18 protein-coding genes are annotated in these 25,748 nt (G+C 46.3%); 6 read left to right on the top strand and 12 right to left on the bottom strand.

The features are described 5' to 3' along the window. Positions 1 to 17 precede the first annotated feature (17 nt). Positions 18 to 851 carry a S66 peptidase family protein gene (locus A4R26_RS26820; protein WP_439330562.1) on the bottom strand — a complete coding sequence of 278 codons (834 nt, stop codon included), beginning with the start codon at positions 849 to 851 and terminating at the stop codon, positions 18 to 20. Between the two features lie 810 nt (positions 852 to 1,661). On the opposite strand from A4R26_RS26820, the gene metG reads away from it, so the two are divergent. Together metG and A4R26_RS26810 are read left to right on the top strand one after the other, a co-directional pair. Next, entirely contained in the window at positions 1,662 to 3,773 is a 2,112-nt protein-coding gene (gene metG, locus A4R26_RS26815) for a methionine--tRNA ligase (RefSeq protein WP_081169597.1), read from the top strand. Positions 3,774 to 3,848: 75 nt separating this feature from the next. Next, positions 3,849 to 4,721 carry an NAD(P)-dependent oxidoreductase gene (locus A4R26_RS26810; RefSeq protein WP_081169596.1) on the top strand — a complete coding sequence of 291 codons (873 nt, stop codon included), beginning with the start codon at positions 3,849 to 3,851 and terminating at the stop codon, positions 4,719 to 4,721. Positions 4,722 to 4,797: 76 nt separating this feature from the next. Here A4R26_RS26810 and A4R26_RS26805 read toward each other — a convergent pair whose 3' ends face one another. Further along, the gene (locus tag A4R26_RS26805) at positions 4,798 to 6,117 is read right to left on the bottom strand and encodes a glycerate kinase type-2 family protein (RefSeq protein ID WP_081169595.1); all 1,320 of its coding nucleotides are present in this window, start codon (positions 6,115 to 6,117) and stop codon (positions 4,798 to 4,800) included. Between the two features lie 152 nt (positions 6,118 to 6,269). Here A4R26_RS26805 and A4R26_RS26800 point away from each other — a divergent pair, with 152 nt between their 5' ends. The 4 genes from A4R26_RS26800 (at position 6,270) to A4R26_RS26785 (ending at position 11,355) form a co-directional block, all read left to right on the top strand. Next, on the top strand, positions 6,270 to 8,681 hold the full coding sequence (locus A4R26_RS26800) for a 3-hydroxyacyl-CoA dehydrogenase/enoyl-CoA hydratase family protein (RefSeq protein WP_081169594.1): 2,412 nt from the start codon (positions 6,270 to 6,272) through the stop codon (positions 8,679 to 8,681). Between the two features lie 200 nt (positions 8,682 to 8,881). After that, a complete protein-coding gene (locus A4R26_RS26795; RefSeq protein ID WP_081169593.1) occupies positions 8,882 to 9,541 on the top strand; it encodes a peptidase M10 in 660 nt (219 codons plus the stop codon). A 115-nt stretch (positions 9,542 to 9,656) separates the two neighbouring features. Continuing rightward, on the top strand, positions 9,657 to 10,553 hold the full coding sequence (locus A4R26_RS26790) for an ABC transporter ATP-binding protein (RefSeq protein WP_081169592.1): 897 nt from the start codon (positions 9,657 to 9,659) through the stop codon (positions 10,551 to 10,553). Position 10,554: 1 nt separating this feature from the next. After that, complete coding sequence (locus A4R26_RS26785) at positions 10,555 to 11,355, top strand: ABC transporter permease (RefSeq protein WP_081169591.1); 801 nt, start codon at positions 10,555 to 10,557, stop codon at positions 11,353 to 11,355. On the opposite strand, the gene A4R26_RS26780 is transcribed toward A4R26_RS26785, so the two are convergent. The 10 genes from A4R26_RS26780 to A4R26_RS26735 form a co-directional block, all read right to left on the bottom strand. Then, positions 11,356 to 12,291 (bottom strand): TIGR01777 family oxidoreductase, encoded by a 936-nt coding sequence (locus A4R26_RS26780; protein ID WP_081169590.1) that lies wholly within the window; start codon positions 12,289 to 12,291, stop codon positions 11,356 to 11,358. A gap of 478 nt (positions 12,292 to 12,769) precedes the next feature. Beyond that, positions 12,770 to 14,623 carry a cell division protein FtsZ gene (ftsZ, locus tag A4R26_RS26775; RefSeq protein ID WP_081169589.1) on the bottom strand — a complete coding sequence of 618 codons (1,854 nt, stop codon included), beginning with the start codon at positions 14,621 to 14,623 and terminating at the stop codon, positions 12,770 to 12,772. A 279-nt stretch (positions 14,624 to 14,902) separates the two neighbouring features. Next, on the bottom strand, positions 14,903 to 16,282 hold the full coding sequence (ftsA, locus tag A4R26_RS26770; protein ID WP_081169588.1) for a cell division protein FtsA: 1,380 nt from the start codon (positions 16,280 to 16,282) through the stop codon (positions 14,903 to 14,905). Between the two features lie 80 nt (positions 16,283 to 16,362). After that, complete coding sequence (locus A4R26_RS26765; RefSeq protein WP_081169587.1) at positions 16,363 to 17,130, bottom strand: cell division protein FtsQ/DivIB; 768 nt, start codon at positions 17,128 to 17,130, stop codon at positions 16,363 to 16,365. An 85-nt stretch (positions 17,131 to 17,215) separates the two neighbouring features. Further along, the gene (gene murC / locus A4R26_RS26760; protein ID WP_081169586.1) at positions 17,216 to 18,622 is read right to left on the bottom strand and encodes a UDP-N-acetylmuramate--L-alanine ligase; all 1,407 of its coding nucleotides are present in this window, start codon (positions 18,620 to 18,622) and stop codon (positions 17,216 to 17,218) included. 92 nt (positions 18,623 to 18,714) lie between these two features. Beyond that, positions 18,715 to 19,863, bottom strand: coding sequence for an undecaprenyldiphospho-muramoylpentapeptide beta-N-acetylglucosaminyltransferase (gene murG / locus A4R26_RS26755; RefSeq protein ID WP_081169585.1), 1,149 nt, complete (start codon positions 19,861 to 19,863; stop codon positions 18,715 to 18,717). A 20-nt stretch (positions 19,864 to 19,883) separates the two neighbouring features. Next, entirely contained in the window at positions 19,884 to 21,335 is a 1,452-nt protein-coding gene (locus A4R26_RS26750; protein ID WP_081169584.1) for an FtsW/RodA/SpoVE family cell cycle protein, read from the bottom strand. A gap of 61 nt (positions 21,336 to 21,396) precedes the next feature. Next, positions 21,397 to 22,737 (bottom strand): UDP-N-acetylmuramoyl-L-alanine--D-glutamate ligase, encoded by a 1,341-nt coding sequence (murD, locus tag A4R26_RS26745; protein WP_081169583.1) that lies wholly within the window; start codon positions 22,735 to 22,737, stop codon positions 21,397 to 21,399. A 224-nt stretch (positions 22,738 to 22,961) separates the two neighbouring features. After that, a complete protein-coding gene (mraY, locus tag A4R26_RS26740) occupies positions 22,962 to 24,242 on the bottom strand; it encodes a phospho-N-acetylmuramoyl-pentapeptide-transferase (RefSeq protein ID WP_081169582.1) in 1,281 nt (426 codons plus the stop codon). Positions 24,243 to 24,276: 34 nt separating this feature from the next. Then, the gene (locus A4R26_RS26735) at positions 24,277 to 25,740 is read right to left on the bottom strand and encodes a UDP-N-acetylmuramoyl-L-alanyl-D-glutamate--2,6-diaminopimelate ligase (protein WP_081169581.1); all 1,464 of its coding nucleotides are present in this window, start codon (positions 25,738 to 25,740) and stop codon (positions 24,277 to 24,279) included. Positions 25,741 to 25,748 lie beyond the last annotated feature (8 nt).

Here is a 25,748-nt window from a genome sequence, read left to right as displayed (position 1 = left end):
AGTAAACCATAAAACCGTCAAATTTCCCGAAGCATTACTTGTTCACCTGTAACGGTGAGCCGGTGCACTACCCCGCATTTTAATGCAAAATTGTTCCGTTGATGACCAATAGGAAAATCGAAACAAACGGGATAGTTATAGTCTTTTACCTTTTCCAGCACAATATCCTGTACCGAACGGCCGAACTCTTCTCCGGGGTCATCGGGTTTTACCTTAAAGCCGCCAACGATCAGTGCGGCCAGTTTCTCCAGCTTTCCGGTCCTTTTCAGGTTCCAGAACATGCGGTCGATACTATACAGGTATTCACCCGTATCCTCAACAAACAGTATTTTGTTGGTGGTGCGCAGCTCTGATCTTGTTCCGGCCAGCGTTTCTATAATTTTAAGGTTACCACCGATAAGTACGCCTTCGGCCTTACCCGGTTTATTCAGCGGGTTAACGGGCACCGTATATTTCATTTTTTCACCGGTCAATGCCTGTTTTATCGAAAGAATGGTTTCTATTTGAATGGGCTCGGCTTTGTTCCAGTCATCCGGGAAACTATTGCACATTTTTGAATGAATGGAAGCGATACCGAAATTCCGGTTCAGGTGGCAGTGTAATACCGTGATATCGCTAAAGCCGATGATCCATTTGGGATGGGCGGCCAGTTTGGTGAAATTCAGTTTATCGATAATGCGCACAAACCCATACCCGCCGCGGGCGCACATAATGGCTTTTACCTTAGGGTCGTCGATCATTTGCTGAAGATCTTTCGCGCGCTCCTCATCGGTTCCCCCAAAAGTACAATCCCTCATTCCTACGGTATCGCCCACCCTGATATTGAATCCCCACTCCACCATTTGCACCATGGCGGGTTGTATTTCGGGCAGGGTGATAAAACCGGCCGGACAGGTAATGCCAATAGTATCACCGGGTTTAAGATAGCGCGGCAGCACAGGCGCCGGCGATTCGTTCTCCCCTTCATTAGCGAGCGCGCTAAAACCAGGAAAAGGCAAACCGGGCAACAGGAACGAGGACAAAAAATGCTTACGGTTCATGTATTAAATATGATTTTTAAATATACCGTAAAGTTTATTCCGCCAAAACATAAAAAAATTACTTTTATTACATGGCAGTTCGCGTAATGCAGGCATTGTTTATGGTCATTGCGCTGTGGCGGCTGGACCGGATACCAGTTACTCGTTCGCAAAAAGACCGGTGCTGAAATCAACAATGAAGTGATGTTCGTTGCTTTTTTTGCGGCTGTCCGGGTCATTATCAGTGTCTTATTGTGGTGAACCTTATAAATCTCCTCTTTCCCCCAACCTTTTTAAACTTCCCATACGTCAATAGTATAGAGGCAACGATAACCTATACGGTTGCTTATGCCAATTGATTTATCACTGGTTTATAAACCGGTTTTCCATTTGTAACAACAGGCGCATTACAATTTTGGAATAAGTCGATTGCCGCTCCCCGGTCCTCCATCTTTGCCAGAGATCCCGGACGGGACTTTTTGCATTTCCACACACTTTGCCCCGTCAATTACCCGATTTCATCCCCTCCCCCAGAATAGTTATTTTTGCAATCCATCCTTTCAACCCTTTGGGCTGCGTAGCGATATGCTGCACAAGGAAGTGTCGCAAGGGACGACGATAAGAAATACAAAAGACGATCAAATGAGCAATTTTAAGCGCTATTTAGTTACAGCGGCCCTGCCGTACGCCAATGGTCCGGTGCATATCGGTCACCTGGCAGGCTGCTATTTACCGGCTGATATTTATGTGCGTTACCAACGGGCGCAAAAAAGAGATATCAAATTTATTGGCGGCAGTGATGAGCATGGCGTTCCCATTACCATCCGCGCCATGAAAGAAGGCGTTAGTCCGCAACAAATTGTAGATAAATACCATGCCCTGATCAAAGAAAGCTTCGATCAAATGGGTATTTCTTTCGATATCTATTCCCGCACCAGCAACCAGGTGCATCATGAAACTGCCGCCGCCTTTTTCAAAAAGCTGTACGACGATGGCCTGTTCGAGGAAAAAGAAACGGAACAGTTCTATGATGAAAAAACCAATACGTTTCTGGCCGACAGGTACATTACCGGTACCTGCCCGGTGTGCAGCAACCCAAATGCCTACGGCGATCAGTGCGAGCGATGCGGTTCTACATTAAGCCCCGAGCAACTGATAAACCCGCGCAGCACGCTCAGCGATGCGGTGCCGGTTAAACGCAAAACCAAACACTGGTATTTTCCGCTGCAGAACTACGAAGAATGGCTGAAAGGCTGGATCCTCGAAGGCCATACCGAATGGAAGAACAACGTATATGGACAGTGTAAAAGCTGGCTCGACAGCGGTTTGCAAAGTCGCGCCATGACCCGCGACAGCAGTTGGGGCGTAAAAGTTCCCCTGCCCGATACCGAAGGCAAAGTGCTGTACGTTTGGTTCGATGCCCCTATCGGTTATATTTCCGCTACCAAAGAACTTACCGAACAATGGGACGATTACTGGTGCAAGGACGACACCAAACTGGTGCACTTTATTGGTAAGGATAATATCGTTTTCCACTGTATCATTTTCCCGGCGATGTTAAAAGCGCACGGCGGTTTTGTATTGCCCGAAAATGTGCCGGCCAATGAGTTCCTGAATATTGAAGGCGATAAAGTAAGTACCAGCCGTAACTGGGCCGTATGGGTACATGAATACATAAAGGATTTTCCGGGTGGGGCCGATATGTTGCGCTATGTGTTGTGTGCAAACGCCCCTGAGACAAAGGACAATGATTTTACCTGGGCTGATTTTCAAACCAGGATCAATAGCGAACTGGTTAATAATTTCGGCAACTTCGAAAACCGGGCTTTTGTGCTCATGCACAAATTATGCGGTGGTAAAGTACCGCCGTTACATGCCGAGGTAATGGATGAAGCCGATAAAGCTATGCTGGAAGAATTTGCAGTAGCAAAACAGAAAGTGGAAACAGCGCTTGAGGAATTCAAATTCAGAGATGCCCTGTTCGAGGTTATGCAACTTTCCGATAAAGGAAATAAGTACATGCAGAAGAAAGAACCGTGGATCGTTGCCAAAACATTAGCCGAGAACCCCGATAATCAGAAACTGATCGATAACTGTTTGCATATTTGCTTACAGCTGACCGCCAACCTGGCGATATTAATGCATCCCTTCCTGCCTGAAACTGCAAAAAAAATGTTGCATAAGATGAAGGTGGTAGAAAAAATGCTTGAATGGGAGAACGCCGGTAAAACAAAATTGCTAAGCGTTGGTTATAGTTTACGGGCGCCTGAATTGTTGTTCACAAAAATTGAGAATGACGTGGTAGCAGCGCAGGTAGCCAAATTAAAAGCCGGATTGGTTAAACCAGCTGAAGCAGCGAAGCCCGAGGCAGAGAGCAAATCGGGCGAAGCAGCCGCTGTTGCCCATGCTGAACCTAAAGCGGTAAAAGAAACCATTCAGTACGATGATTTTGCCAAACTCGATCTGCGGGTTGGAACTATCGTTGCTGCCGAAAAAGTGCCAAAAGCCGATAAATTGTTGAAGTTGCAGGTTGACCTGGGTTTTGAAACGCGCACTATTGTTTCGGGCATTGCCGAACATTTTAAACCGGAAGACATTACCGGCAAACAGGTAGTGGTGGTAGCCAACCTGGCGCCCCGAAAAATGCGCGGTATTGAAAGCAATGGAATGATCCTGATGGCAGACGATAAAGCAGGCAAACTGCATTTTATCAATCCCGTCGATGCTATTGACAATGGCTCTTCAGTGAGTTAATATATTTTTACGAAGGTGCAAAAGGTGGGCCGCCTTCCAAAGCGGCTCACCTTTTTGCGTTTTAAAACATAATATATGAAAATAGGATTCATTGGACTAGGTAACCTCGGCACACCCATAGCCGAAAACATTCTTGAAAAAGGAAACCCGCTATTCGTTTACAACCGCACCGCCGCCAAAACAAAAGCATTGACCGATAAGGGCGCCACGGCCTGTGCCAATGTAAAGGAATTAACCGAAGCCTGTGATGTCATCATTACCATGGTATCTGACGACAAGGCATTAAAAAGTATCAGCGAAGGCCCCGATGGGTTGATCCAGAACATGCAACCCGGCAGCGTTCATATTTCAATGAGCACCATTCTGCCGCTTACCGCTGAAGAACTTTCAAAACAACATACACAAAAAGGTTCACATTACCTGTCGGCCCCGGTATTTGGCCGCCCTGAGGCTGCCCGTGCCAGTAAGCTGAACTTTGTAATATCGGGTGATGCGGCACACCGCCAGCGGTTCGAACAACTGTTGAAAGATGCGGGCGGCGCCGGCGTTTGGGAATTTGGCGACGACATTACCGCTGCCAATACGGTTAAACTCTGTGGTAATTTTATGATAGCCGCCGCCATGGAAGCCATTGGCGAAAGCGTATCCATGGCTGCCAAAAGCAATATAGATACACAAAAAATGTGGTCGTTCTTTACGCAAACCATTTTCAACTCCCCTATTTATACCAATTACGGCAACATCATCGTAAACAAACAGTTTACGCCGCCTGCATTCAATATGCAATTAGGATTGAAAGATGTTAACCTGGTTTTATCACAGGCGCAACAGGTGCAACAAAATATGCCGCTGGCCAGCCTGCTGCAGCAGCATATGCAACAATTGATTGAAAAGAAAGGCCCTGAGCTCGACTGGAGCGCCGTTTCGTTAGCCGCTGACCTTAAATAATTAACTGGCCAGACCTGTAAGGTGCGCTAAGGTCAACTGCAAGGGCAGGCTCAAATGGCGGGCCTTACAGGTCTTCTTATGGTATCAACACTACAATAATATCCATCACATTCGTATGCGTGGGACCGGTTATCACCAGTCCGCCCGTTTGATGAAAGAAGTTCCAGGAATCGTTTTGTGCAAGATAGTTTTCAGGTGTTAGTTTCCGTTTGGCAGCGAGTGCTGCCACCAGGCCATCGGCCACCGCACCGGCGGCATCCGTTGGTCCGTCGGTACCATCGGTTCCGGCGCAAAGGATGACCGGCCTATTTTCTTCGTCTATTGAATACAGTTTTTGTAATTCCACCAGTGCTGCAAGGGCAAACTCCTGGTTACGGCCCCCTTTACCCGTACCCCTGATGGTTACGGTTGTTTCGCCGCCCAATAACAAACAGGCCGGTCTTATACCATCGTATTGTTGGATCTGCGATACCAGTTCCTTTGCCTTATCGCGCGCTTCACCTTTCAGCACATTGGTAATAATAACTGGTTGGTATTGCAGGCCCCGCGCCATGGAAGCCGCCGCCCCGAGTGCGATGCGATTGGAGCCAATGAGGTAATTAAAACTTTTATCAAAAAGCGGGTCGCCGGGTTTTGGGGTTTCGGTAATCTGTTTATTCATGCCCAGCTGCAGCCATCGAATGATACTTACCGGTAGTTTATCGGGCAATTGATATTTGCGCAGAATTTCCCAGGCACCGGCAAATGTAGAAGGGTCGGCCACGGTGGGCCCACTGGCAATAATATCGAGCGGGTCGCCAATAACATCGCTTAAAATAAAACTGATGACGGTTGCCGGTGCAGCCGTACGCAACAACTGCCCGCCTTTGATACCGGCCGATAAATGTTTACGCACAATATTCATTTCTTCAATGGTAGCCCCGCATTCGAGTAACCGGTTGAAAACAATTTGCAGTTCGGGCAGCAATATGCCGGGCGGACAATCGATCATCAATGCCGAAGCACCGCCGCTGATGAGGGCGATCACTACATCCTTCTCACCCGCATTTTTTAGCAGCCTGATAATTTCCCGGCCGCCCAGCAGGCTATTTTCATCGGGCACCGGGTGGCCCGCCTCAATACATTCGATGGTTTTGAGCGGAAAAGCATGTTCGTATTTGGTAACAATGATACCGGCATCGATACGGTTGCCCAGAATGAGCTCCGCTTCGCGTGCCATGGCGGCACTGGCCTTGCCCGCACCTATAATATATACTTTGTTAATATCCTGCTGGTTGAAAAACTGTTCGCCTAAGCGCAGTCCGCCAGGCTCCCGGCGCATATACTTGCGCAAAAGATACTGCGGTTGTACTGCCCGCACAGCCGCGGAAAATATTTGAATGGCGCTGTTACGCATACTTTATAACAGTTTTTAACGGAGAGCCAGCAACTTATATAAATATCGGTATAAACCCGGAGGCTCATTAACAAGCTAATTTATAAAAAGCTCTTGGCAGGTGCGGATTTTATCCTATCTTTGAAAATAGTTGTTTAGCTAACTATTTTTTTATGAGTAAACGAATCATTAAAAAAGTAGCTGTTTTGGGCAGTGGAGTTATGGGCTCCCGTATTGCATGCCATTTTGCCGGTATTGGGGTTCAGGTGTTGTTATTAGACATGGTGCCTAAGGAGGCAGTGGAAAGTGATAACAAAGCTGCCCGCAATAAGCTGGTCAATGACGCCCTCCAGGCTGCTTTAAAAAGTAATCCTTCTCCTGTTTACACTAAAGATGTGGTGAAGAAGATCACCACCGGCAACTTTACCGATAACCTGAAAGAGATCTCCGGTTACGACTGGATCATAGAGGTAGTTGTTGAACGGCTTGACATAAAACAACAAATTTTTACAGAAGTAGAAAAGTACCGCAAACCCGGTACGCTTATTACCTCAAATACATCGGGCATTCCTATTCACCTGATGGCGGAAGGCAGAAGCGATGATTTTAAAAAACACTTCTGCGGAACGCACTTTTTCAATCCACCCCGTTACTTACGATTACTTGAAATTATTCCAACACCACATACCGATGCGGCGGTGGTTGATTTCCTGATGCAATATGGTGACCTGTACTTGGGTAAAACCACTGTGTTGTGTAAAGACACCCCGGCATTTATTGCCAACCGTATTGGTGTTTATGGCATCATGGCCATTTTTGGCCTGGTTGATAAAATGGGCCTCACTGTTGATGAAATAGATGCATTGACAGGCCCGATCATCGGCCGCCCGAAATCGGCCACCTTCAGAACTGCCGATGTGGTAGGGATCGATACGCTGGTGAAAGTGGCGAAGGGCGTTTATGATAATTGCCCTAACGACGAGCAACGCGATATATTTGTAATACCGGCCTGGCTTGAAAAAATGGTAGCCAACAACCAGTTGGGCGATAAAACAAAACAAGGCTTTTTCAAAAAGACTTTGAAAGCCTCTCCGCCAGCTGGCGGAGGAGGTTTGGAGGGGGCCGGGAAGGAAATTTATTCCCTTGACTTCAAAACCTTTGAATATAAACCGCGCGCCAAAGCAAAGTTTGCGACAGTGGAAGCTGCCAAACCCATCGATGATCTTAAAACAAGGTTGAAAGCTTTGTGCAGCGGCACTGATAAAGCAGGAGATTTTTACCGTCATTTTCACTACGGCCTGTTTTCGTATATCTCACACCGTATTCCCGAGATCTCTGATGAAATATACCGGGTAGACGATGCCATGATGGCCGGCTTTGGCTGGGAGATCGGCGCCTTTGAAAGCTGGGATGTACTGGGCGTGGAAAGTACGGTGCAAAAAATGAAAGCTGCCGGTTATGCCGTTGCCCCCTGGATAAACGAGATGCTGGAAGCCGGTGCAAAAACATTCTACAAGGTTGAGAATGGCAAACGTTTATATTATGATGTAGCTTCCAGATCATATAAATCATTGCCGGGCGGCGATGCATTTATTGTGATGAAGAATTTTGAGAACCAGACCGTATGGAAAAACAGCGCCTGCCGGCTCTATCATTTGGGCGATGATGTACTGGGCCTGGAGTGGTATACGAAAATGGGAAGCATTGGCGGCGAAGTACTGGAAGGCATACAAACAGCTGTTGCAAAAGCAGAAGATAATTATAAAGGTGTAGTAATTGCAAATGATAGCGCAAATTTTAGCGCTGGCGCCAATGTAGGCATGATCTTTATGCTTGCAATAGAACAGGAATATGATGAGCTCGACATGGCCATTCGCATGTTCCAGAACACCATGATGCGTGCGCGCTATTCTGCCATTCCTGTAGTAGTTGCACCACATGCCCTTACGCTGGGCGGTGCCTGCGAATTAAGCCTGCATTCCGATAAAGTTTGTTCTGCTGCAGAAACCTATATTGGTTTGGTTGAACTGGGGGTTGGACTTATACCCGGTGGCGGCGGCACAAAAGAATTTGTTTTACGCGCCGCAGATGAAATGCATGAGGACGAACCGGATACTATTACACTTAAAAACCGATTTCTTACCATAGCCACGGCCAAAGTCGCTACTTCAGCCCATGAAGGTTTTGAACTGGGCATCTTCCGCAAAGGGAAAGATGAAATAGTGCTGAACCAGGGCCGCCGTATTGCTGAAGCCAAAAAGAGCGTGATCGAACTTTTTGACAGCGGTTATGTTACACCCGTACAACGAACCGATATCAAAGTATTGGGCCGTTCGGCACTGGGCGCTTTATATGCCGGTATCAATGGCATGTGGCGCGCAGCTTATGCTACCGATCATGATGTAGTAGTTGCTAAAAAGTTAGCCTACGTTATGTGCGGCGGCGATTTGAGCGAACCTACGCTGGTATCTGAACAATATTTACTGGACCTCGAGCGGGAGGCATTCTTATCACTGTGTGGTGAGAAGAAAACCCTGGAAAGGATCCAAAGTGTTTTGAAAGGCGGAAAGCCTGTCCGCAATTGATAATCAGGCGTCACATGAGAAAACTATGGCGCTCCGGACCATCGGGGCGCCTTTTTCTTTAAATTACAATATGCAAAACGCTGAAGGCTGAATGCTAAAGGCTTACCCCCGAACTTCGGGATGTTCGCATTTAGTTGGTCAGCATCCATTACGCGAGGCAGCGTTAAGCGTTGAGCGTTCAGCCTTAAGCGGTATTCAAAATGGGGGAAGCCGAATTACATACCATCACCAATCAACTGGTCATCCATTCAGTGATCGTCATTTACGGTGATGCGGCTACCAAAGAACTTTCCATTCAAATAGCCAATGATATCGGCAAACACTGGAACGAACCCAAAGCCAGTATAAAGATCAACGGCGAAATGTACAACGTGCACTTTGAAATTGATGGTATTTACGAACCCAGCCTCGACCCCGAAAAAGTATGGTACAACGATAACCCGCGATATAATTTCTTTCGCATTGAAGCCTTTGCGGCCGGCAATATTTCTTTTGTAGATGGTATCGGCTGTAATACCGGTTACTTCAAACTCGACAATCTCATACAAACTTCCACCACCGCCGCCCATGAGTATGGGCATACCCTAGGGCTGCTTCACCCCGAGGTACTTGATATAAGAGGAAAGTCTACGCCGGGTATCATGTATCCCCGCGGTACCATTGTTGACCCGCCCTTTCAATACGATCCCAATGCCAAAGCAGGCGGTGCCGGCGGCACCATGAACCCGGTTCACCGCAAAGTGATGGCCAGTGAAATTGAAGCATTAAAGCTGCATAAGCTGTTCTTTACTAATGGAAAGGCGGTTGTAGGCGAATTCAGCAGCCTGTACCACCAAAAACACCGCCCACCGGTTACCTGATAAACTCCTTTGTTTATTTTTCCTGCCTGCCGCTGGTAATATTTGGCTCACCGCAGCGACAAACTTGTTGTATTTTATTTTTTTGTTGCTCAATCACCAGCTAAACCGGGTAAACATGGCTATTCTTACCGTTGAAAATCTGTACAAGAATTACGGCCCCATCGAGGCGTTAAAAGGCGTTTCATTTTCCGTTCCCAAAGGATCGGTTTTCGGTATCTTAGGCCCTAACGGCAGTGGCAAAACGACCCTGCTGGGCATTATCCTCGATGTATTACGCGCCACTTCGGGTTCCTATAAATTATTCGATCAGGCGCCTACCCATGTGCAGCGGCAGCAGATAGGCACCTTGCTTGAAACTCCCAATTTCTATCATTACCTCAATGCGGTGCAGAACCTTACGATAGCAGCCGCCATAAAACAGCGCGGGAAAGCCGATATCGATAAAGTATTGCAACTGGTGAATCTCGAGCAACGCAGGTTCTCGAAATTCAGTACCTATTCATTGGGAATGAAACAACGGCTGGCCATTGCCAGCAGCCTCCTTGGCGATCCTGATGTACTCGTTTTCGACGAACCAACCAATGGCCTCGATCCCGTGGGTATTGTGGAGATCAGGGAACTGATAAAAAAATTAAGCAAAGAAGGCAAAACCATTATCATGGCCAGCCACCTGCTCGATGAAGTGGAGAAAGTTTGTACGCATGTGGCCGTTCTGCAAAAGGGCACCCTGCTCACCCACGGTCATGTAGATGAAATACTGGTTACGGAAGATATTGTTGAAACGGGCGCCACCGATCTGCAGCAACTGCATACCATTCTTGAACAATATCCCGGTGTAAAAGGGGTACACATGAAAGGGCAACATGTAGATGTTGCGTTTTCTGCAGGTACCGCCCACCTTGAAGCGTTGAACCGCTTTTGTTTCGACAAAGGCATTACGCTTAATCACCTGCGGCTCAGGAAAAAAAGCCTTGAAACCAAATTCTTTGAACTTACTCAAAACAATAACTAGTATGGGCCAGCTATTAGCAATAGAATGGATGAAGGTAAAGAACTACCGTGCGTTCTGGATCCTGTTATGCCTTTATGTAGCCACTATTTTCGGCGCCAATTACATTGCCTTTCGCATCCAGGAATCTATCTACCAGTCGAAACAGGCCAAAGGCATTGCAGAAATGGTGTTGGGCACGCCCTACTCTTTTCCTACGGTATGGCAAACAACGGCCAATATCAGTAGTTTCCTGTTGTTTATTCCCGGCCTCATCATGATCATTACCATTACCAACGAGTATAGTTTTAAAACCCATCGGCAGAATGTTATCGATGGTTGGACGCGGCAACAATTTATCGTAGCCAAGATCATGATGGCGGCGTTGTTGTCATTGCTATCGACAGTAGTCGTGTTTATGGCCGCCACGCTGTATGGTTTTATGGAAGGCACCAATTCGTTCAGCTTCGATGGCTTTTCCTATATCTGGTTATACCTGCTGCAGGCTATGAGCTATATAATGGTTGCCGTAGTGATGGCCGTATTGTTTAAAAGGGGGGGATTGGCCATTGGCGTTTTCTTTTCCTATGCGCTGGTGCTGGAACAGATCATTGTATTGCTATTGAACAAGTACGCCAATTATTCCGGCCGGTACTTACCGCTCGAAACAACCGATATGCTGGTACCTTTTCCGAGAATTCAACAGATAATGAATAAACTGATTGCCACGCCGCCTAACTATACGGCCATATTCATTATGGCGCTGATCTACCTGGCTGCGTATTTGTTTTTTTCCGTTAAAAAATTCACGACCGACGATCTGTAATTATTTTTTCAGCAGATCATCCACTGCCACTTCCAGCGTAGGAAATACAAACTGGAACCCGCTGTCGGTGATCTTGTGGCAACTGACCTTTGCGCTTTTCAGGATCTCGATGCTGAGTTCGCCGAGGATCAGTTTGAGCATAAATGAAGGAACATAGATGGGAATGTGAAAGCGGCCTTTTATTTTTTTGGCCAGCGTAAGCATAAGGTTCCTGTTGGTGACGGGTTGAGGGGCTACCACGTTGTATTCGCCCTTTATACTTTCATTGGCGATGGCATACAGGAACATGCGGCAAACATCGTCGATATGGATCCAGCTGGTTACCTGGTCGCCGCTGCCGAAAATAGGCGCTATGCCGGCACGTATTGGTTTTTTAAATTCAGTAAAAGCACCGCCATCGTTGCTTAATACTATACCAGTACGGAAAATCACCAGGCGTTTGTTCAATGCAGTTACAGGTTTTATGGCATTCTCCCATTTTACACAGGTATCGCCTAAAAAATCATCACTGGGGGGATCGCTTTCTTTAAAATAAGGTTGTGAAGTGCTTCGCTTTTTATCATCGCCATAAAAGCCGATACCCGAACTACTTATCACCGCTTTAACTTTATTGGTGTTTTCCTGCAACGCTTTTACCAGCAACTCACCGCTTTGCACCCGGCTGTCAACAATTTCCTTTTTGCGTTTTTTCGTCCAGCGTTTATCGGCCACGCCGGCGCCTGCGAGATTAATGATATAATCGGCTTTTTGCAATGCATCGATGTCGATGGACTTTTGGGCCGGATCCCAGGCGGCATATGATACACCGGGTGTACCTGTTCCGCTGCGTTGAAGGCTGCGCGTAAGAATGATTACCTGGTGCTGCTGACCGGTAAGGAATTTGCTCAAAGCTTTGCCGATGGTACCTGTACCGCCGGTGATTAGTATGGTTGCCATGGTACAAAGGTAGGAGAAATACAGCTGCAAGCTTCAAGCCGCAAGCTGCAAGCGAATACAAATACAGCTGCACGCTTCAAGCTTCAAGCCGCAAGCTGCAAGCGAATACAGCTGAAATCGAATACAACACTACAAATTGCTGGTTTTAAACCACTATCAACCTTATTAACTCCATCACCTCTATCAACCTTGTCAACCTGTTATCCTGTTAACTTATCAACCGTCTTTCTCTACTTCTACATTTATTATTCAACATTCGACATTCAATATTTCTGTATTTCCTTTCTCATTTCTCTGTTCCTCATTTAGCATTTTTCATTAAAAGAAAATCCCCCCGATTAGTCGGGGGGACTACAACTAAAAACAACAATCGCTGTGTTAAAACAATCGATTTAACCCGGAACTCCTGTTCAATGAACCTTTACTCTCAATACAAACAGGTAGCACACTGGGTGGGACAGGATCTAAACAACAATTATCAATCAGGTTTTTTTCCATCTAAAAACGTGTTCAGCGTGGAAATCTGACCATTATTATTTTCGTCGGCCTTCACTTCATACTTGCTGTAGAAGTTCTCGACGCTTGAAATCGTATTGTACAGTTCCAAATTGCGGCGGATGTATGCCGGCACAGTTTCAAACTCGTTGTTAGGGTCAGCTCCGTTAATATTGAACGAAAGGTTGCGCAATTTCTGAATTCGTTCAGCTGCACGGCGTTTTTGTTCTTCTGCTTCGTCTAGCATAGCCAGGTCCTCAACAGAAATGTTGCCGTTACTAACAGGGGGTTGAGAATGATGGGCCCCAGGCTCATCCGCCGCTGGAATATCATCTTTGAATACCAGATGCAACTCATTGGAAGGATCATCTTCCTGGAGTGGGTTTGCATTGGTATTTTTAACTGGTTCCTTCATAGGCGAATTTTCTGGTTTGGATTCCTCTTTTTTTGGTTCTGCATAAATATTGGCGGGCTTGGCCAAGTATCCTCCGGATGCTGCAGACACCGAAGAATTATTTTGATTCTTTTGTGGATGTTGTTGTTGCTGCTGCTGTTTTATAGAGGAATTTTGGATGGGGTCGGATGGCTGCGAAAGTACCCATTCAATTTTTTCCGGCGCGCCGTTTTTATCCACAGTATTTTTACCAGCATCCTCATTCGTAAAAAGTTCGAGCGCTACCGGTCCTGCCGTGTTCTCATTATCAACCAGCTTGGGCGCCAGTTCCGGCTTGATGTCCGGTTCGTTTTTTTCCTCTTTTTTCTCAGCAACCGGTTGTTCCTTTTTAGCTTTATCGTTGGCTCCCAAAGTAAGAATGATCTTATCGTCTTTCTTTGGTTCGGCTTTTGGCGCCGCCGCTTTCTTGAAAGGGTCTTTATGTTCAAAGCCGGTGGCAATAAGGGTAATACCCAGTTTGTCGCCCAGCGAATCATCGTAGCCCATACCGAGAATTACATCGGTACCTTCACCGGCCTGATCTAACAGGTAGTTCTGAATGATCTCTACTTCATCCATTGTGAACTCATATTCCCCTTCGGCTGAATTGATATTAATTAAGATCCATTTTGCGCCACGGATATCGTTATCATTCAGCAATGGCGAGTTCAACGCTTCTTCGATCGTACGCAATGCACGGTCTTCCCCGTTGCAGGCTGCGCTGCCAAGGATAGCCACGCCGCCGTTACGCATAACGGTGCACACATCGGCAAAGTCAACGTTGATCTGGCCGGTACTATTAATTACATCTGTAATACATTTGGCAGCCGTAGCCAACACATTATCAGCTTTCGAGAAAGCTTCCTTCATTTTCAGGTTACCAAACTGGTGACGCAGTTTATCGTTGCTGATCACCAGCAATGTATCAACAGACTGTTTCAGTTCTTTTATTCCATATTCAGCCTGCAACTGACGTTTCTTACCCTCGTATGAAAATGGTGTAGTTACGATACCAACAGTAAGTATGTCAAGATCTTTACATATTTTGGCAATAATTGGGGCGCCACCGGTTCCGGTTCCGCCGCCCATGCCTGCAGTGATAAATGCCATTTTGGTATTCACTTCCAAAATGCGCTTAATTTCTTCAAGGCTTTCTTCCGTAGCCTGTTTACCTATTTCAGGATTTGCTCCTGCTCCCAATCCCTGTGTAAGGTGGGGTCCCAACTGCACTTTATTAGGCACCTGGCTTTGTGAAATAGCCTGGGCATCGGTATTACAAATAATAAAGTTAACACCCTCAATTTGCTGGCTATACATGTGGTTAACCGCATTGCTACCGCCGCCACCCACACCAATTACTTTGATGATAGATGATTTCTCCTTCGGTAAATCAAAATGAATCATAGCTTACTGTTTAACAGCCCCACCAGCCTACCCTCACTCGCTGTTGAGACCAGATTAAGAATAACGGGTTAGTTTACAAATTTGCATGGTATCGATTTATGTTACTGCGCAACAGCGTCAATGCCATGCCGGCATTTTTCATATTCCCCGGATTTTCTTTTTCAATAGGTTGAATGTACGCGGTCTGTTATCAATTCCTGTTACTTGTGGCCTCCCCTGTCCTCCCCACAAGTCGGGACAAGCGCTCCCGTTGGAGGGGGAGTTCAGGGCCTTGTGTTTTTATAATGCGTGGTCTTCTTCTTCCTTGAACAGTTCGATGATACCATCTTTGAACTTGCCCCAGAAATCCTTGATGCCTTTGCGGTTCCTTACTTTTTCTGCCTGCAGTTCATCTTCGTCGATCATTTCTTCTTCTTCGATGGCTGCATTTTTACGCAGATTTTCGGGGATCTCGAATTTCCTGAACTGATTCTCGAACTGCTTGCGTTGATGTTCGTAATCGCTGTAGCCTTTTAAAATAAGACCGATACAGGTTGAATAAGTTGGGCGGGCCAATTCTTCAATATGCCCTGCTGCCAGGTGCTCGGTAGGGTAACCAATGCGGGCGTTCAGTCCGGTTACATATTCTGTCAACTGAATGAGGTGTTTTAATTGAGAACCGCCGCCAGTCAATACGATACCACCATTGAGCATCCGGCTATCCAAACCTACCTGCTTCAGGTGATAGGTAACAAAATCCATGATCTCACTCATACGTGCCTGTATGATGTTGGCCAGGTTCTTTACACTGATCTCTTTGGCCGGCATACCGCGCAAACCCGGAATGGTAATGAAGGCATTGCTGCGGGCTTCATTTGCCAGTGCGCTTCCGAACTGCACTTTCATTTGCTCAGCCTGTGTTTTCAAAACACCCAAACCGGTTTTGATATCGTTGGTTATATTCTCACCACCGAAAGGTATAACAGCGGTATGTTTTAAGATACCTTCATAAAATACAGCGAGGTCGGTAGTACCACCACCAATGTCAACAATGGCTACACCTGCTTCCAGGTCTTCTGTTCCCATTACGGCTGAAGCAGAGGCGAGTGGTTGTAATACCAGGTCCTTTGTTTTCAAACCGCTTTTTTCTACTGCACGGGTTATATTCCGGATGGCATTCTTGTCGCCGGTGATGATGTGGAAATTAGCACCAATTTTCACGCCACCATAGCCAATTGGGTTAGGAATATTTTGAAAATTATCAACTGTAAACTCCTGGGGTATCACATCGATGATCTGATCACCTGCAGGAATGTATGTTTTATACTGATCAGAGATCAACTGATCGATCTCACGTTGCGAGATCTCATCGTCGGTTTGCTGACGCACGATGTCGCCACGGGTTTGCAGGCTTTTTATATGATGGCCTGCAATACCTACATAAACTTCATTTATCTCCAAACCCGGATTTGATGCGAAGCAGTTCTCAAGCGCCATGTTAATGGCCTTGATGGTTTCATCGATATTAAGCACCTGCCCGTGCTTAACACCGTTGGAGTTGGCCCGGCCAAAGCCAATGATCTCCAGCTTGCCGAATTCATTCTTTCGGCCGGCAATCGCGGCAATTTTTGTCGTACCGATATCCAGTCCGACAATAATGGGTTGTTGTTCGTGTTGCATAACTATCCTGTTTTTAGTTGTTGTATTGAGGGGGCGTTGCTCTATATTATTCAATCATTTTTTCTGCTCTTACAATGTTCTTACTTCACCGCTATTACCTGTCGTGCGTATCGTACGTTCAGCTTCTGGTATACATCCATTCCGGTCCTGCTCAACACCTGCTGATAAAACAACAGCAACCTTTTGAACTTCTTCTCGTAATCGGTACCGTCACCAAACTGTATTATATGGTTGCCTACCACGGGGATAATCTCAAATGAACGATCGGGCTGGATATCTATTTGCGAAACCTGTGCCATCCAGAAATCATCGTGTACCAGGTAATCGCTGATATTTATTATATCCCGCATCAACACACTATCTGCTCCGTTTAGTTTATCCTTCTCCGAACGAAAACCGGTAAACACGGGCAAACGGGCCGAGAACTTATCTGACAACGGTAATTTTTCGCCACTGCTATCGATGTAAAAGCTGTTGCCTGTTACCGTAAATAACCGGGCCACGGGCATTCGCTCTTCAACCTGCACCTGTAATATGCGGCTGTTATCGAAGTACAGTTCCGCATCTTTCACCCACACATTGTTCCTGAGCTGGTTTTCCATTGTGCGCAGGTCGAAACTTTTTATGGGTTTTCCCTGCACCCCTCCCTGTACTACCAGCAACGATGCGATATCTTTTTTATCAAGGAACCACTGGTCAACCTTGCCTTTTATCCTTATCGCATACCCTTTACAGGTTTTGTTGCTTTGTGAATTCATCGCCGCTACCAGCAATACCATAGTGCCGGCTGCTATACACAACCAGAAAGTCACCAGTATCAATCTTCTGACAGCGCTTTTCTTTTTCATGTGATCTTATGTTCCTGCCGGCACCTATGGGTACAACTACTTTTACGTAGCACCTGCAGGTGCCTGCACTTATTCTGCACTTATTCTATTTCTCAATGATCTGTTTAACCGGTAAAACCAGCGTATCGATATCACCGGCGCCGGCTGTGATCAATAACCAGCCATTGCCGCTTTTTGTTGATGGGTCTTTCACCTCCTTAATCCATTGCACCAACTGCTCTTTAGTCAATACCTGTTTGTTCGGGTTCTTCATTTTGTCGAGTATGATGCTGCTGGTGACACCTTCTATCGGTAATTCCCTTGCCGGATATATGGGCAACAGCACTACCTCATCGGCCATATCGAGCACTTCGGCGAACTCATCTGCCAGGTCTCTTGTCCGGGTGAAAAGGTGTGGCTGAAATACCACGGTACACTTCATGCTTCCGAACAATCCTCTGGCCCCGGTTATCAAAGCGCGCAACTCTTCGGGGTGATGGGCGTAATCATCAACAAACGTAAGCCCCTTCCCGGCCTCCCCTGCTGTGGGAGGAGTTTTTATAACATATTCGAACCGGCGTCTCACTCCCCTGAATGCTTCTACCGCCGCTTTAATTTTTTCATCATCAATTCCAAGGCGGTGGGCAATAGCTATAGCAGCTATTACGTTTTCTATATTGTGTAAGCCGCCCATGTTCAACACCACGTTTGCCAGCTTCCACTCTTTCACCTGCACATCGAATACATATGTACCATGCTGCATCTGAATATTACAGGCATAAATATCAGCCTGGGTATTTTGCAAATGGTAGGTAAAATGGTTCGGTGCTTTCAGTTCCTTCCCTCTTGGCAAACCAAACTTGCTGATCAACGTTCCGCCTGGTTTTATTTTACCGGCAAACTCAATGAACGCGTCTTCCATAGCGCCGGGTGTTCCGTAAATGTCCAGATGATCGGGATCCATTGCACTGATCACTGCCACATCAGGGGTTAACCGTAAAAAGCTGCGATCGTATTCGTCGGCTTCTACCACACAGGTATCGTTCTCATGGCTCCAGTAATTACTGTTATAGTTCACAGCAATGCCACCGAGGAAAGCATTACAACCATATTCGCTGTGGCGCAAAATGTGCGCTACCATGGTAGTGATGGTTGTTTTGCCATGCGTTCCGGCCACACAGATATTAAAAGAACTTCTTGTTATAGCCCCCAGCACTTCACTTCGTTTCAACAACGGGTAGTTGTTTTGCTGGTAAAAGGCCAGCCCGGTATGTCCCTTCGGCACTGCCGGCGTATACACTATCAATTGTGCATCTTTCGGCGCCAATGCCAGATCGTCTTCATAGTGTACCGGAATACCTTCGTTTACCAACTGTTTTGTAAGCGGGGTTTCGGTTTTGTCGTAACCGCTCACTTCCTTTCCATGAAATTTGAAGTAGCGGGCCAGTGCACTCATTCCTATACCACCGATCCCTATGAAATAAACTCTTTGTATGTCTTTTATATCGATCATTTTCTTTATTCGTGAATCGTGAAACGGCAAACGGCAACAATATCAACTTTTCAACCAGCCTTAACTTGTTAACTCGTTAACCAGTCAACTCGTTAACTAATCAATCTCAACACTTCCCTCGCAACCACTTCATCTGCATCGGTAACCGCTAATTCCCCAATATTCTCCCGCAGCATCTTTTGCTGGTCCTCATCACGGGCTAGGGCAATTACGGTTGGAACCAGTTTTTCCCTTGCCTCGCTGTCTTTTATCAATAAGCCGGCCTGTTTGTTCACCAGGTTTTGTGCATTGGCAGTCTGATGATCTTCTGCGGCAAACGGAAAGGGCACAAACACTACAGGTTTTTTCGCTACACATAATTCAGCTACCGACATGGCGCCTGCTCTCGAGATCACAATGTCTGCGGCCGCATAAGCATATTCCATTTGTGTAATGAAACTGTTGGCCCAGATGTTCCGGTTCTCCGCCGCCCTTGCGCTGGCTTTTTCAGCATACAGTTTACCGGTTTGCCATATCAGCTGCACGTCATTCTGTATGAATGCATTTATGTTGGCATCTATCGCTTCGTTTATTCCTTTCGCGCCCAAACTACCGCCGGTAACAAATACCGTTTTCTTAGATGCATCCAACCCAAAGAACTGAATGCCTTCTGAACGGCTGATGGTATTGTTTACAATGTTCTGCCGTACCGGGTTGCCGGTGATCATGATCTTGCCGGCCGGAAAAAACTTTTCCATGCCATCGGTTGCCACAAAGATCCTGGTGGCATTTCTACCCAGCATCATGTTTGCTTTACCGGCAAATGAATTGGCCTCGTGTATAAATGTGGGTATTCCCTTTGCCTGCGCCGAGCGCAATACCGGATAGGTTGAATAACCACCCACACCTATCACCGCATCGGGTTGAAATGTTTTAAGAATGCTTCGAACCTGCCAGAAACTTTTTATGAGTTTAAATGGCAAACCGATATTCTTTATCAAAGAACTTCTGTTAAAACCGGCGATGTCTAACCCTATAATATTATATCCTGCCTGCGGCACTTTTTCCATTTCCATTTTTCCTTTGGCCCCTACAAACAGGATCTCAACAGATGGTTCCAGTTTACGCAATGCATGTGCAATGGCCACCGCCGGAAAAATATGTCCGCCCGTTCCTCCTCCTGCTATGATTATCCGGCCACCCCTGGCCACCCCGGTGGGGGGGTAATGTGAGCCTGTTGATATATTTGGTGACTCGCTCATTGTGCATTTTTTTTGAAAGCTTACTTGCCTTGCTCCAGATCATTCATCGCTATATCGGTCAACGGTTTCAATGCCTTACTTCTTTCCGCTTTGTCTGCTTTCTCCGCTTTCCCGGCCATTTCTGCTTTTTCTGCCTCGGTGGCTTTTACTTTCTTCACCGCTTTTTCCTTTTTGGCTTTCACCGGTGTTTCTTCTTCCTCCATCCCGGCTTCTTCCTCATCAGCAGCAGCTTTCTTTTTCTCTTTTGCTTCACCGGTTGCTTTTGGTGTGGCCGGCGCTTCGAGCTGTTCTACATTACGGGCCACACTTAAGATGATGCCAATGGCCAGGCAGGTGAACATGAACGAGCTGCCACCCATACTTACCAGCGGCAATGTAACGCCCGTTACCGGAAACAGGTTAACCGTTACCGCCATGTTGATGAGGGCCTGTATCACCAGCGTGAAGCTTAACCCCAACGCCAGAAATGCCCCAAAAGCATAAGGGCATTTTTTAAAGATCCTGATACTCCTCAACAGGAACAGCAGGTATACAAATAAGAGAAAACAGCCTCCCGCCAGTCCATACTCTTCAATGATGATGGCAAAAATGAAATCTGAATACGGGTGCGGTAAAAAGTTCCGCGTTTCACTATTACCCGGACCTAACCCCAGCAAACCGCCTTTTGCAATGGCGATCTTTGCCTGATTGATCTGATAGTTCTCATCTTTATCAACCTGTTTGCTGTCGTAAATAAAGTTTTGCACGCGGCTTATCCAGGTTGGGATACGTGCGGTTTGCAAAAAGAAAGGCAGCTCTGCGCATTTCTCTTCTTTCTTATCATAAAAAGCTACAGCTATCATTACCAGTATCGCTACCGGAATGGCGGCTATCCCAATCGTCAGTAACAGGTGTTTGGTGCTTGCCCTGCCTATAAATAATAACAACATGCTGGTAGCAGCTATCAGCAATGCGGTTGACAGGTTGGCCGGGGCTATCAAAATACAAACGACAGCTATGGGTATGATCACAGGGATATATCCCTTTTTGAAATCCTTGATCACTTCCTGTTTTTTGCTCAGCAGGCGGCTCAGGAACATGAAGAGCGCCAGCTTGGCGAGATCGGAAGTTTGAAACGTGAGATTAATGATAGGTAACCGGATCCAGCGGCTACCCTGGTTTAATTCAACGCCAAAGAACAAGGTATATACCAACAAGGGTATCGAGATCATGAATAAGATCCGCGCTACCCTTGAGTACAAGGTATAATTCACCCGGTGTGAAAAATAGATGATCGCCAGGCCCATGATGGTAGTAACTACCTGTTTGAACAGGTACACCTCGGTGTTTCCGCGGTTATGCTTATATGCAAGTAATCCGGTAGAACTATACACCGCCAGCATTGACACCAGGGCCAATACGACCACAATAGCCCAGATGACCTTATCACCCCGGGTTTTGTTTAACAAACCTATATCGTTAACATTCGTCATTCCTTTTCATTAACACTCTTTTAGCCTGGCTACCAGTTGGCAGTTGAAAACTGCAAACCGGTTACAATTCGCGCACTGCCTGCTTGAACTGGTCGCCGCGATCTTCATAATTCTTGAACAGATCGAAGCTGGCGCAGGCCGGGCTTAACAAAACCGTATCGCCCGGTGTGGCAAAATGAAATGCAGCTTTTACGGCTTCTTCTGCCGAAGCGGTGTTCACCATCAACTGTACATCATTTTTAAATGCTTCATGTATTTTAAGGTTATCCGTACCTAAACACACGATCGCTTTCACTTTTTCGCGAACGAGGTCGGTAAGGATAGAATAATCATTTCCTTTATCTACCCCACCCAGTATGAGAATAGTAGGCCGCTCCATGCTCTCGAGGGCATACCAGGTACTGTTCACATTCGTGGCCTTGCTGTCGTTGATGAACTCAACACCACGTACAGTGCTAACGGGTTCCATCCTGTGGGCCAGCGATTCGAATGTTTGAACGGCTACGCGGATCTTCTCCTTGCGAATCCCCATCGTTACACCACCTAAACTTGCTGCCATCGTGTTATTCTGGTTGTGTTTTCCTTTTAAAGTAAAATCACTCACATTCATCTGCATCTTCTCATCATCAACTGTAACAGTCATCTGTCCGTTCCTGATAAAACCGCCCTGGGGTAATTCTTTACTCATACTGAATGGTAATGGGTTAGATTTGATAGTATATTTCTCTAAGTACTGCATGGTTACCGGATCATCGGCACAGTAAATAAAATAGTCCTGCGCTGTTTGGTTCTCAGCTATCCTGAACTTACTGTGTATATAGTTTTCGAACCGGTAATCATATCTGTCCAAATGGTCTTCCGAAATATTGGTAAGTATCGCTACATCGGGCCTGAACGTTTCAATATCATCCAATTGAAAACTGCTGATCTCCGCCACATACAATTCCTTCGGGTCTTCAGCTATCTGTTTGGCGAATGAATAACCGATATTGCCTACAAGCGCACAATCCAGTCCGGCGGTTTTACAAATATGATACATCAACGACGTCGTTGTCGTTTTTCCGTTACTGCCCGTAATGCCAATGATCTTACTGTTGCCTTTGTAGCGGTATGCAAATTCTATTTCACTGATAACCGGTATTCCTTTTTTCCTGATCTTTTTCACCAGTTCGCTCTTCTCAGGAATGCCCGGACTTTTCATCACTTCATCCGCGTTCAAGATCTTCTCTTCGGTATGCTGATCTGCTTCCCATTCGATCCCGTATTTATTCAGCTCCTCTTTATATTTCTCTTTTACCGCTCCACCGTCCGATACAAACACATCATACCCCTTCTGCCTGCCAAGGATGGCAGTGCCAACGCCGCTTTCGCCGGCTCCAAGTATTACCAATCGCTTACTCATGTAAATACTAACTCCATTACGTGCCGGTTATACCGGGTACTTATATTATTAATCGGGTGTTATCCGGATTAAAGGGGGTTCTTCCTTAGTTTGAATTTGTACTGCTCTACCACACTCTACCTACTACTATGATTGGTTTTCCTTAAGTGGAAATTCAGAGTGTTGGTTTTTCAGTAATCAGTTTATTGCTATTCAAGCTTCCGGCTAACCGGTGAGGCTTTTTATTATCTTATTTTCAGTGTTACTATCGCAAACACTATACACAGGATGGTCACTATCCAGAACCTCGTTACGATCTTCGATTCATGGTAACCCAGCTTTTGGTAGTGGTGGTGCAGCGGGCTCATAAGGAATATTCTTTTCCCTTCACCATATTTCCGCTTCGTGTATTTGAAATACGACACCTGCAAGATCACACTCAGGTTCTCAACCAGGAACACACCGCAGAAAATAGGGATCAGTAATTCTTTTCTTACAATGATCGCCAGTGCAGCAATGATCCCGCCCAGCGTCAAACTTCCCGTATCACCCATAAATACCTGCGCCGGATATGAATTATACCACAGGAACCCTACGCAGGCCCCGATCATGGCGCCGATGAATATACTCAGCTCACCGAGGTTGGGTATATACATAATGTTCAGGTATTCGGCAAACCGCAGGTTACCGCTCGCGTACGCAAAGATGCCCAAACATGCTCCTATAATGGCGCTTGTTCCTGTTGCCAACCCATCGATACCATCGGTTATGTTGGCGCCATTGGAAACTGCCGTTACAATAATAATAACGATGATCACATACAGGATCCAGGTCAAAGAGCGTAAACCTTCAGGCAACAGTTTTGAATAGTTGAACTCGTGCGATTTTACAAACGGGATGGTTGTAATAGGCTCATCGGCTACCACAAACTTTTTAACCTTACCGTCAAAAGTTATTTCCCTGTAGTTGGCGGATTCGGCCGGTGGCGTTGTTCCGGTAAATTCCCGCCATGCCTTTGTATTGTTATTGAATAACAATGTGGCAGCCACTACAAAACCCAACACAACCTGTCCTAATATTTTGAACCACCCGGCCAAACCATCCTTATCACCTTTTTTATAAGCGATGCCTTGTTGCTGGGCCAGCTTTTTGGCGCGCAGTTTCAGGTAATCATCTATAAAACCTATCATCCCCAGCCATACGGTCGCAAACAACATGAGGCGGATGTAAGCCTTTGTTAAATCGGCCAGCAAGAGCGTTGGAACCAGAATTGCCAGGATGATTATAAAACCGCCCATGGTTGGCGTTCCCTTCTTTTGCTGTTCACCGGCCAGGCCCAGATCGCGTACGGTTTCGCCTACCTGTTTTTTACGCAGGTAATTGATGAACTTTTTCCCGAACACGGCCGATATTACCAGCGACAGGATCACTGCCAGCAATACCCTGGATGTAATGAACTGAAACAGTGCATTACCAGGCATCTTAACCCCCAATTCCTTTAACCAATCGATTAAATGGTACAACATGTTGGTTTATTTTAGGTGTACGAGCTCTTGTTCCTCATTTTTCATACAGCTCAAACATTTCACGCATCACCTGCTTATCGTCAAAAGGATGTTTTACTCCTTTTATTTCCTGATACTTCTCATGGCCCTTACCGGCAATCAACACAATATCTCCCGGCTTTGCCATGCTCACTGCCAGTTTTATGGCTTCTTTGCGATCGGGCACTGATACATATTTTCTTTTGGCCGCGGTATTTAAACCGGTTTCCATGTCGGCCAGGATCTGTAATGGATCTTCACTGCGCGGATTATCGGAAGTGAATACCACTTTGTCACTGTGCTCGCAGGTAACTTCCGCCATTACCGGACGTTTGGTTTTATCGCGATCGCCGCCACAACCAACTACCGTAATAACCTGCTCATGTCCTTCGCGCAATTTTTTTATAGTGGCCAACACGTTCAGCAATGCATCCGGCGTGTGGGCATAATCTACAATCCCTATTATTTTCTGGTTGGGTGAAATGATATAATCAAATCGTCCTTCCGCCCCGGTGATCTCGCTCAACACCCGCAACACTTCCAGTTTATCTTCACCCAAACAAATGGCAGCACCATATACGGCCAACAGGTTGTAGGCATTGAATTCACCAATAAGGCGGAAATGCACTTCCTGGTCGTTGATGGTCATTACCAAACCGGTTAACCTGTTCTCCAGGATCTTGCCTTTGAACTCCGCCATCGTTCGCAGGCTGTACAGGTATTTGCGCGCGTGTGTATTTTGCAACATCACCTGACCGCGTTTGTCATCGGCATTTGATATGGCAAATGCTTCTGATGGCAGCAGATCGAAGAACGATTTCTTTACCCTGATATATTCATCGAATGTTTTATGATAATCGAGGTGATCATGGGTAATGTTGCTGAATAACCCGCCGGCATACTTCAAACCGGTTATACGATGCTGGTGTATGGCATGCGAACTGGTTTCCATGAAAACATGGGTACAGCCGCTGTTCACCATTTGTTGCAGCATGGCATTCAGGCTGATGGCGTCGGGTGTGGTATGTGTTGCCGGCACTACTTCATTTCCAATATGATTCTGCACCGTGCTCAGCAGGCCACATTTATATCCCAGGTTGGTAAAGAGCTTGAATAATAAGGTAGCGATGGTTGTTTTACCGTTGGTGCCGGTTACTCCTATCAGCTTTACTTTTTCAGATGGCTGTTCGTAAAAGTTATGTGCCATGTAACCCGCGGCAGCCGCGCTGCTCTCCACCTGAACATACACCACTCCCTCTTTCAATTCGGCGGGCATTGTTTCACAGATGACCGCAACGGCGCCCTGTTGTAACACCTGATCAATAAACCGGTGGCCATCTACCGCAGAACCTTTTACGGCAATAAAAACCGATCCTGCGCTTACCTTCCGTGAATCCAACTGCAGGTCATGCACCGGTATGCTGGTGTTACCATGTACCGAGCGAATACTTACCTTATATAGTATATCCTGCAGTGTCACGCTATATA

Source organism: Niastella populi (assembly GCF_002078015.1).
Taxonomy (GTDB): domain Bacteria; phylum Bacteroidota; class Bacteroidia; order Chitinophagales; family Chitinophagaceae; genus Niastella; species Niastella populi.
The sequence above is the reverse complement of the archived record's forward strand: the minus strand, read 5'-3'. Positions and strand labels throughout refer to the sequence as shown.

Coding starts and splice junctions, on each gene's coding strand:
- mraY (WP_081169582.1), bottom strand. CDS start 24,242: ATGTTGTACCATTTAATCGATTGGTTAAAGGAATTGGGGGTTAAGATG.
- A4R26_RS26795 (WP_081169593.1), top strand. CDS start 8,882: ATGGGGGAAGCCGAATTACATACCATCACCAATCAACTGGTCATCCAT.
- metG (WP_081169597.1), top strand. CDS start 1,662: ATGAGCAATTTTAAGCGCTATTTAGTTACAGCGGCCCTGCCGTACGCC.
- murG (WP_081169585.1), bottom strand. CDS start 19,863: ATGAGCGAGTCACCAAATATATCAACAGGCTCACATTACCCCCCCACC.
- A4R26_RS26805 (WP_081169595.1), bottom strand. CDS start 6,117: ATGCGTAACAGCGCCATTCAAATATTTTCCGCGGCTGTGCGGGCAGTA.
- A4R26_RS26800 (WP_081169594.1), top strand. CDS start 6,270: ATGAGTAAACGAATCATTAAAAAAGTAGCTGTTTTGGGCAGTGGAGTT.
- A4R26_RS26785 (WP_081169591.1), top strand. CDS start 10,555: ATGGGCCAGCTATTAGCAATAGAATGGATGAAGGTAAAGAACTACCGT.
- ftsA (WP_081169588.1), bottom strand. CDS start 16,282: ATGCAACACGAACAACAACCCATTATTGTCGGACTGGATATCGGTACG.
- A4R26_RS26820 (WP_439330562.1), bottom strand. CDS start 851: ATGGTGCAAATGGTGGAGTGGGGATTCAATATCAGGGTGGGCGATACC.
- A4R26_RS26780 (WP_081169590.1), bottom strand. CDS start 12,291: ATGGCAACCATACTAATCACCGGCGGTACAGGTACCATCGGCAAAGCT.
- A4R26_RS26810 (WP_081169596.1), top strand. CDS start 3,849: ATGAAAATAGGATTCATTGGACTAGGTAACCTCGGCACACCCATAGCC.
- A4R26_RS26750 (WP_081169584.1), bottom strand. CDS start 21,335: ATGACGAATGTTAACGATATAGGTTTGTTAAACAAAACCCGGGGTGAT.
- murD (WP_081169583.1), bottom strand. CDS start 22,737: ATGAGTAAGCGATTGGTAATACTTGGAGCCGGCGAAAGCGGCGTTGGC.
- A4R26_RS26790 (WP_081169592.1), top strand. CDS start 9,657: ATGGCTATTCTTACCGTTGAAAATCTGTACAAGAATTACGGCCCCATC.
- ftsZ (WP_081169589.1), bottom strand. CDS start 14,623: ATGATTCATTTTGATTTACCGAAGGAGAAATCATCTATCATCAAAGTA.
- A4R26_RS26765 (WP_081169587.1), bottom strand. CDS start 17,130: ATGAAAAAGAAAAGCGCTGTCAGAAGATTGATACTGGTGACTTTCTGG.
- murC (WP_081169586.1), bottom strand. CDS start 18,622: ATGATCGATATAAAAGACATACAAAGAGTTTATTTCATAGGGATCGGT.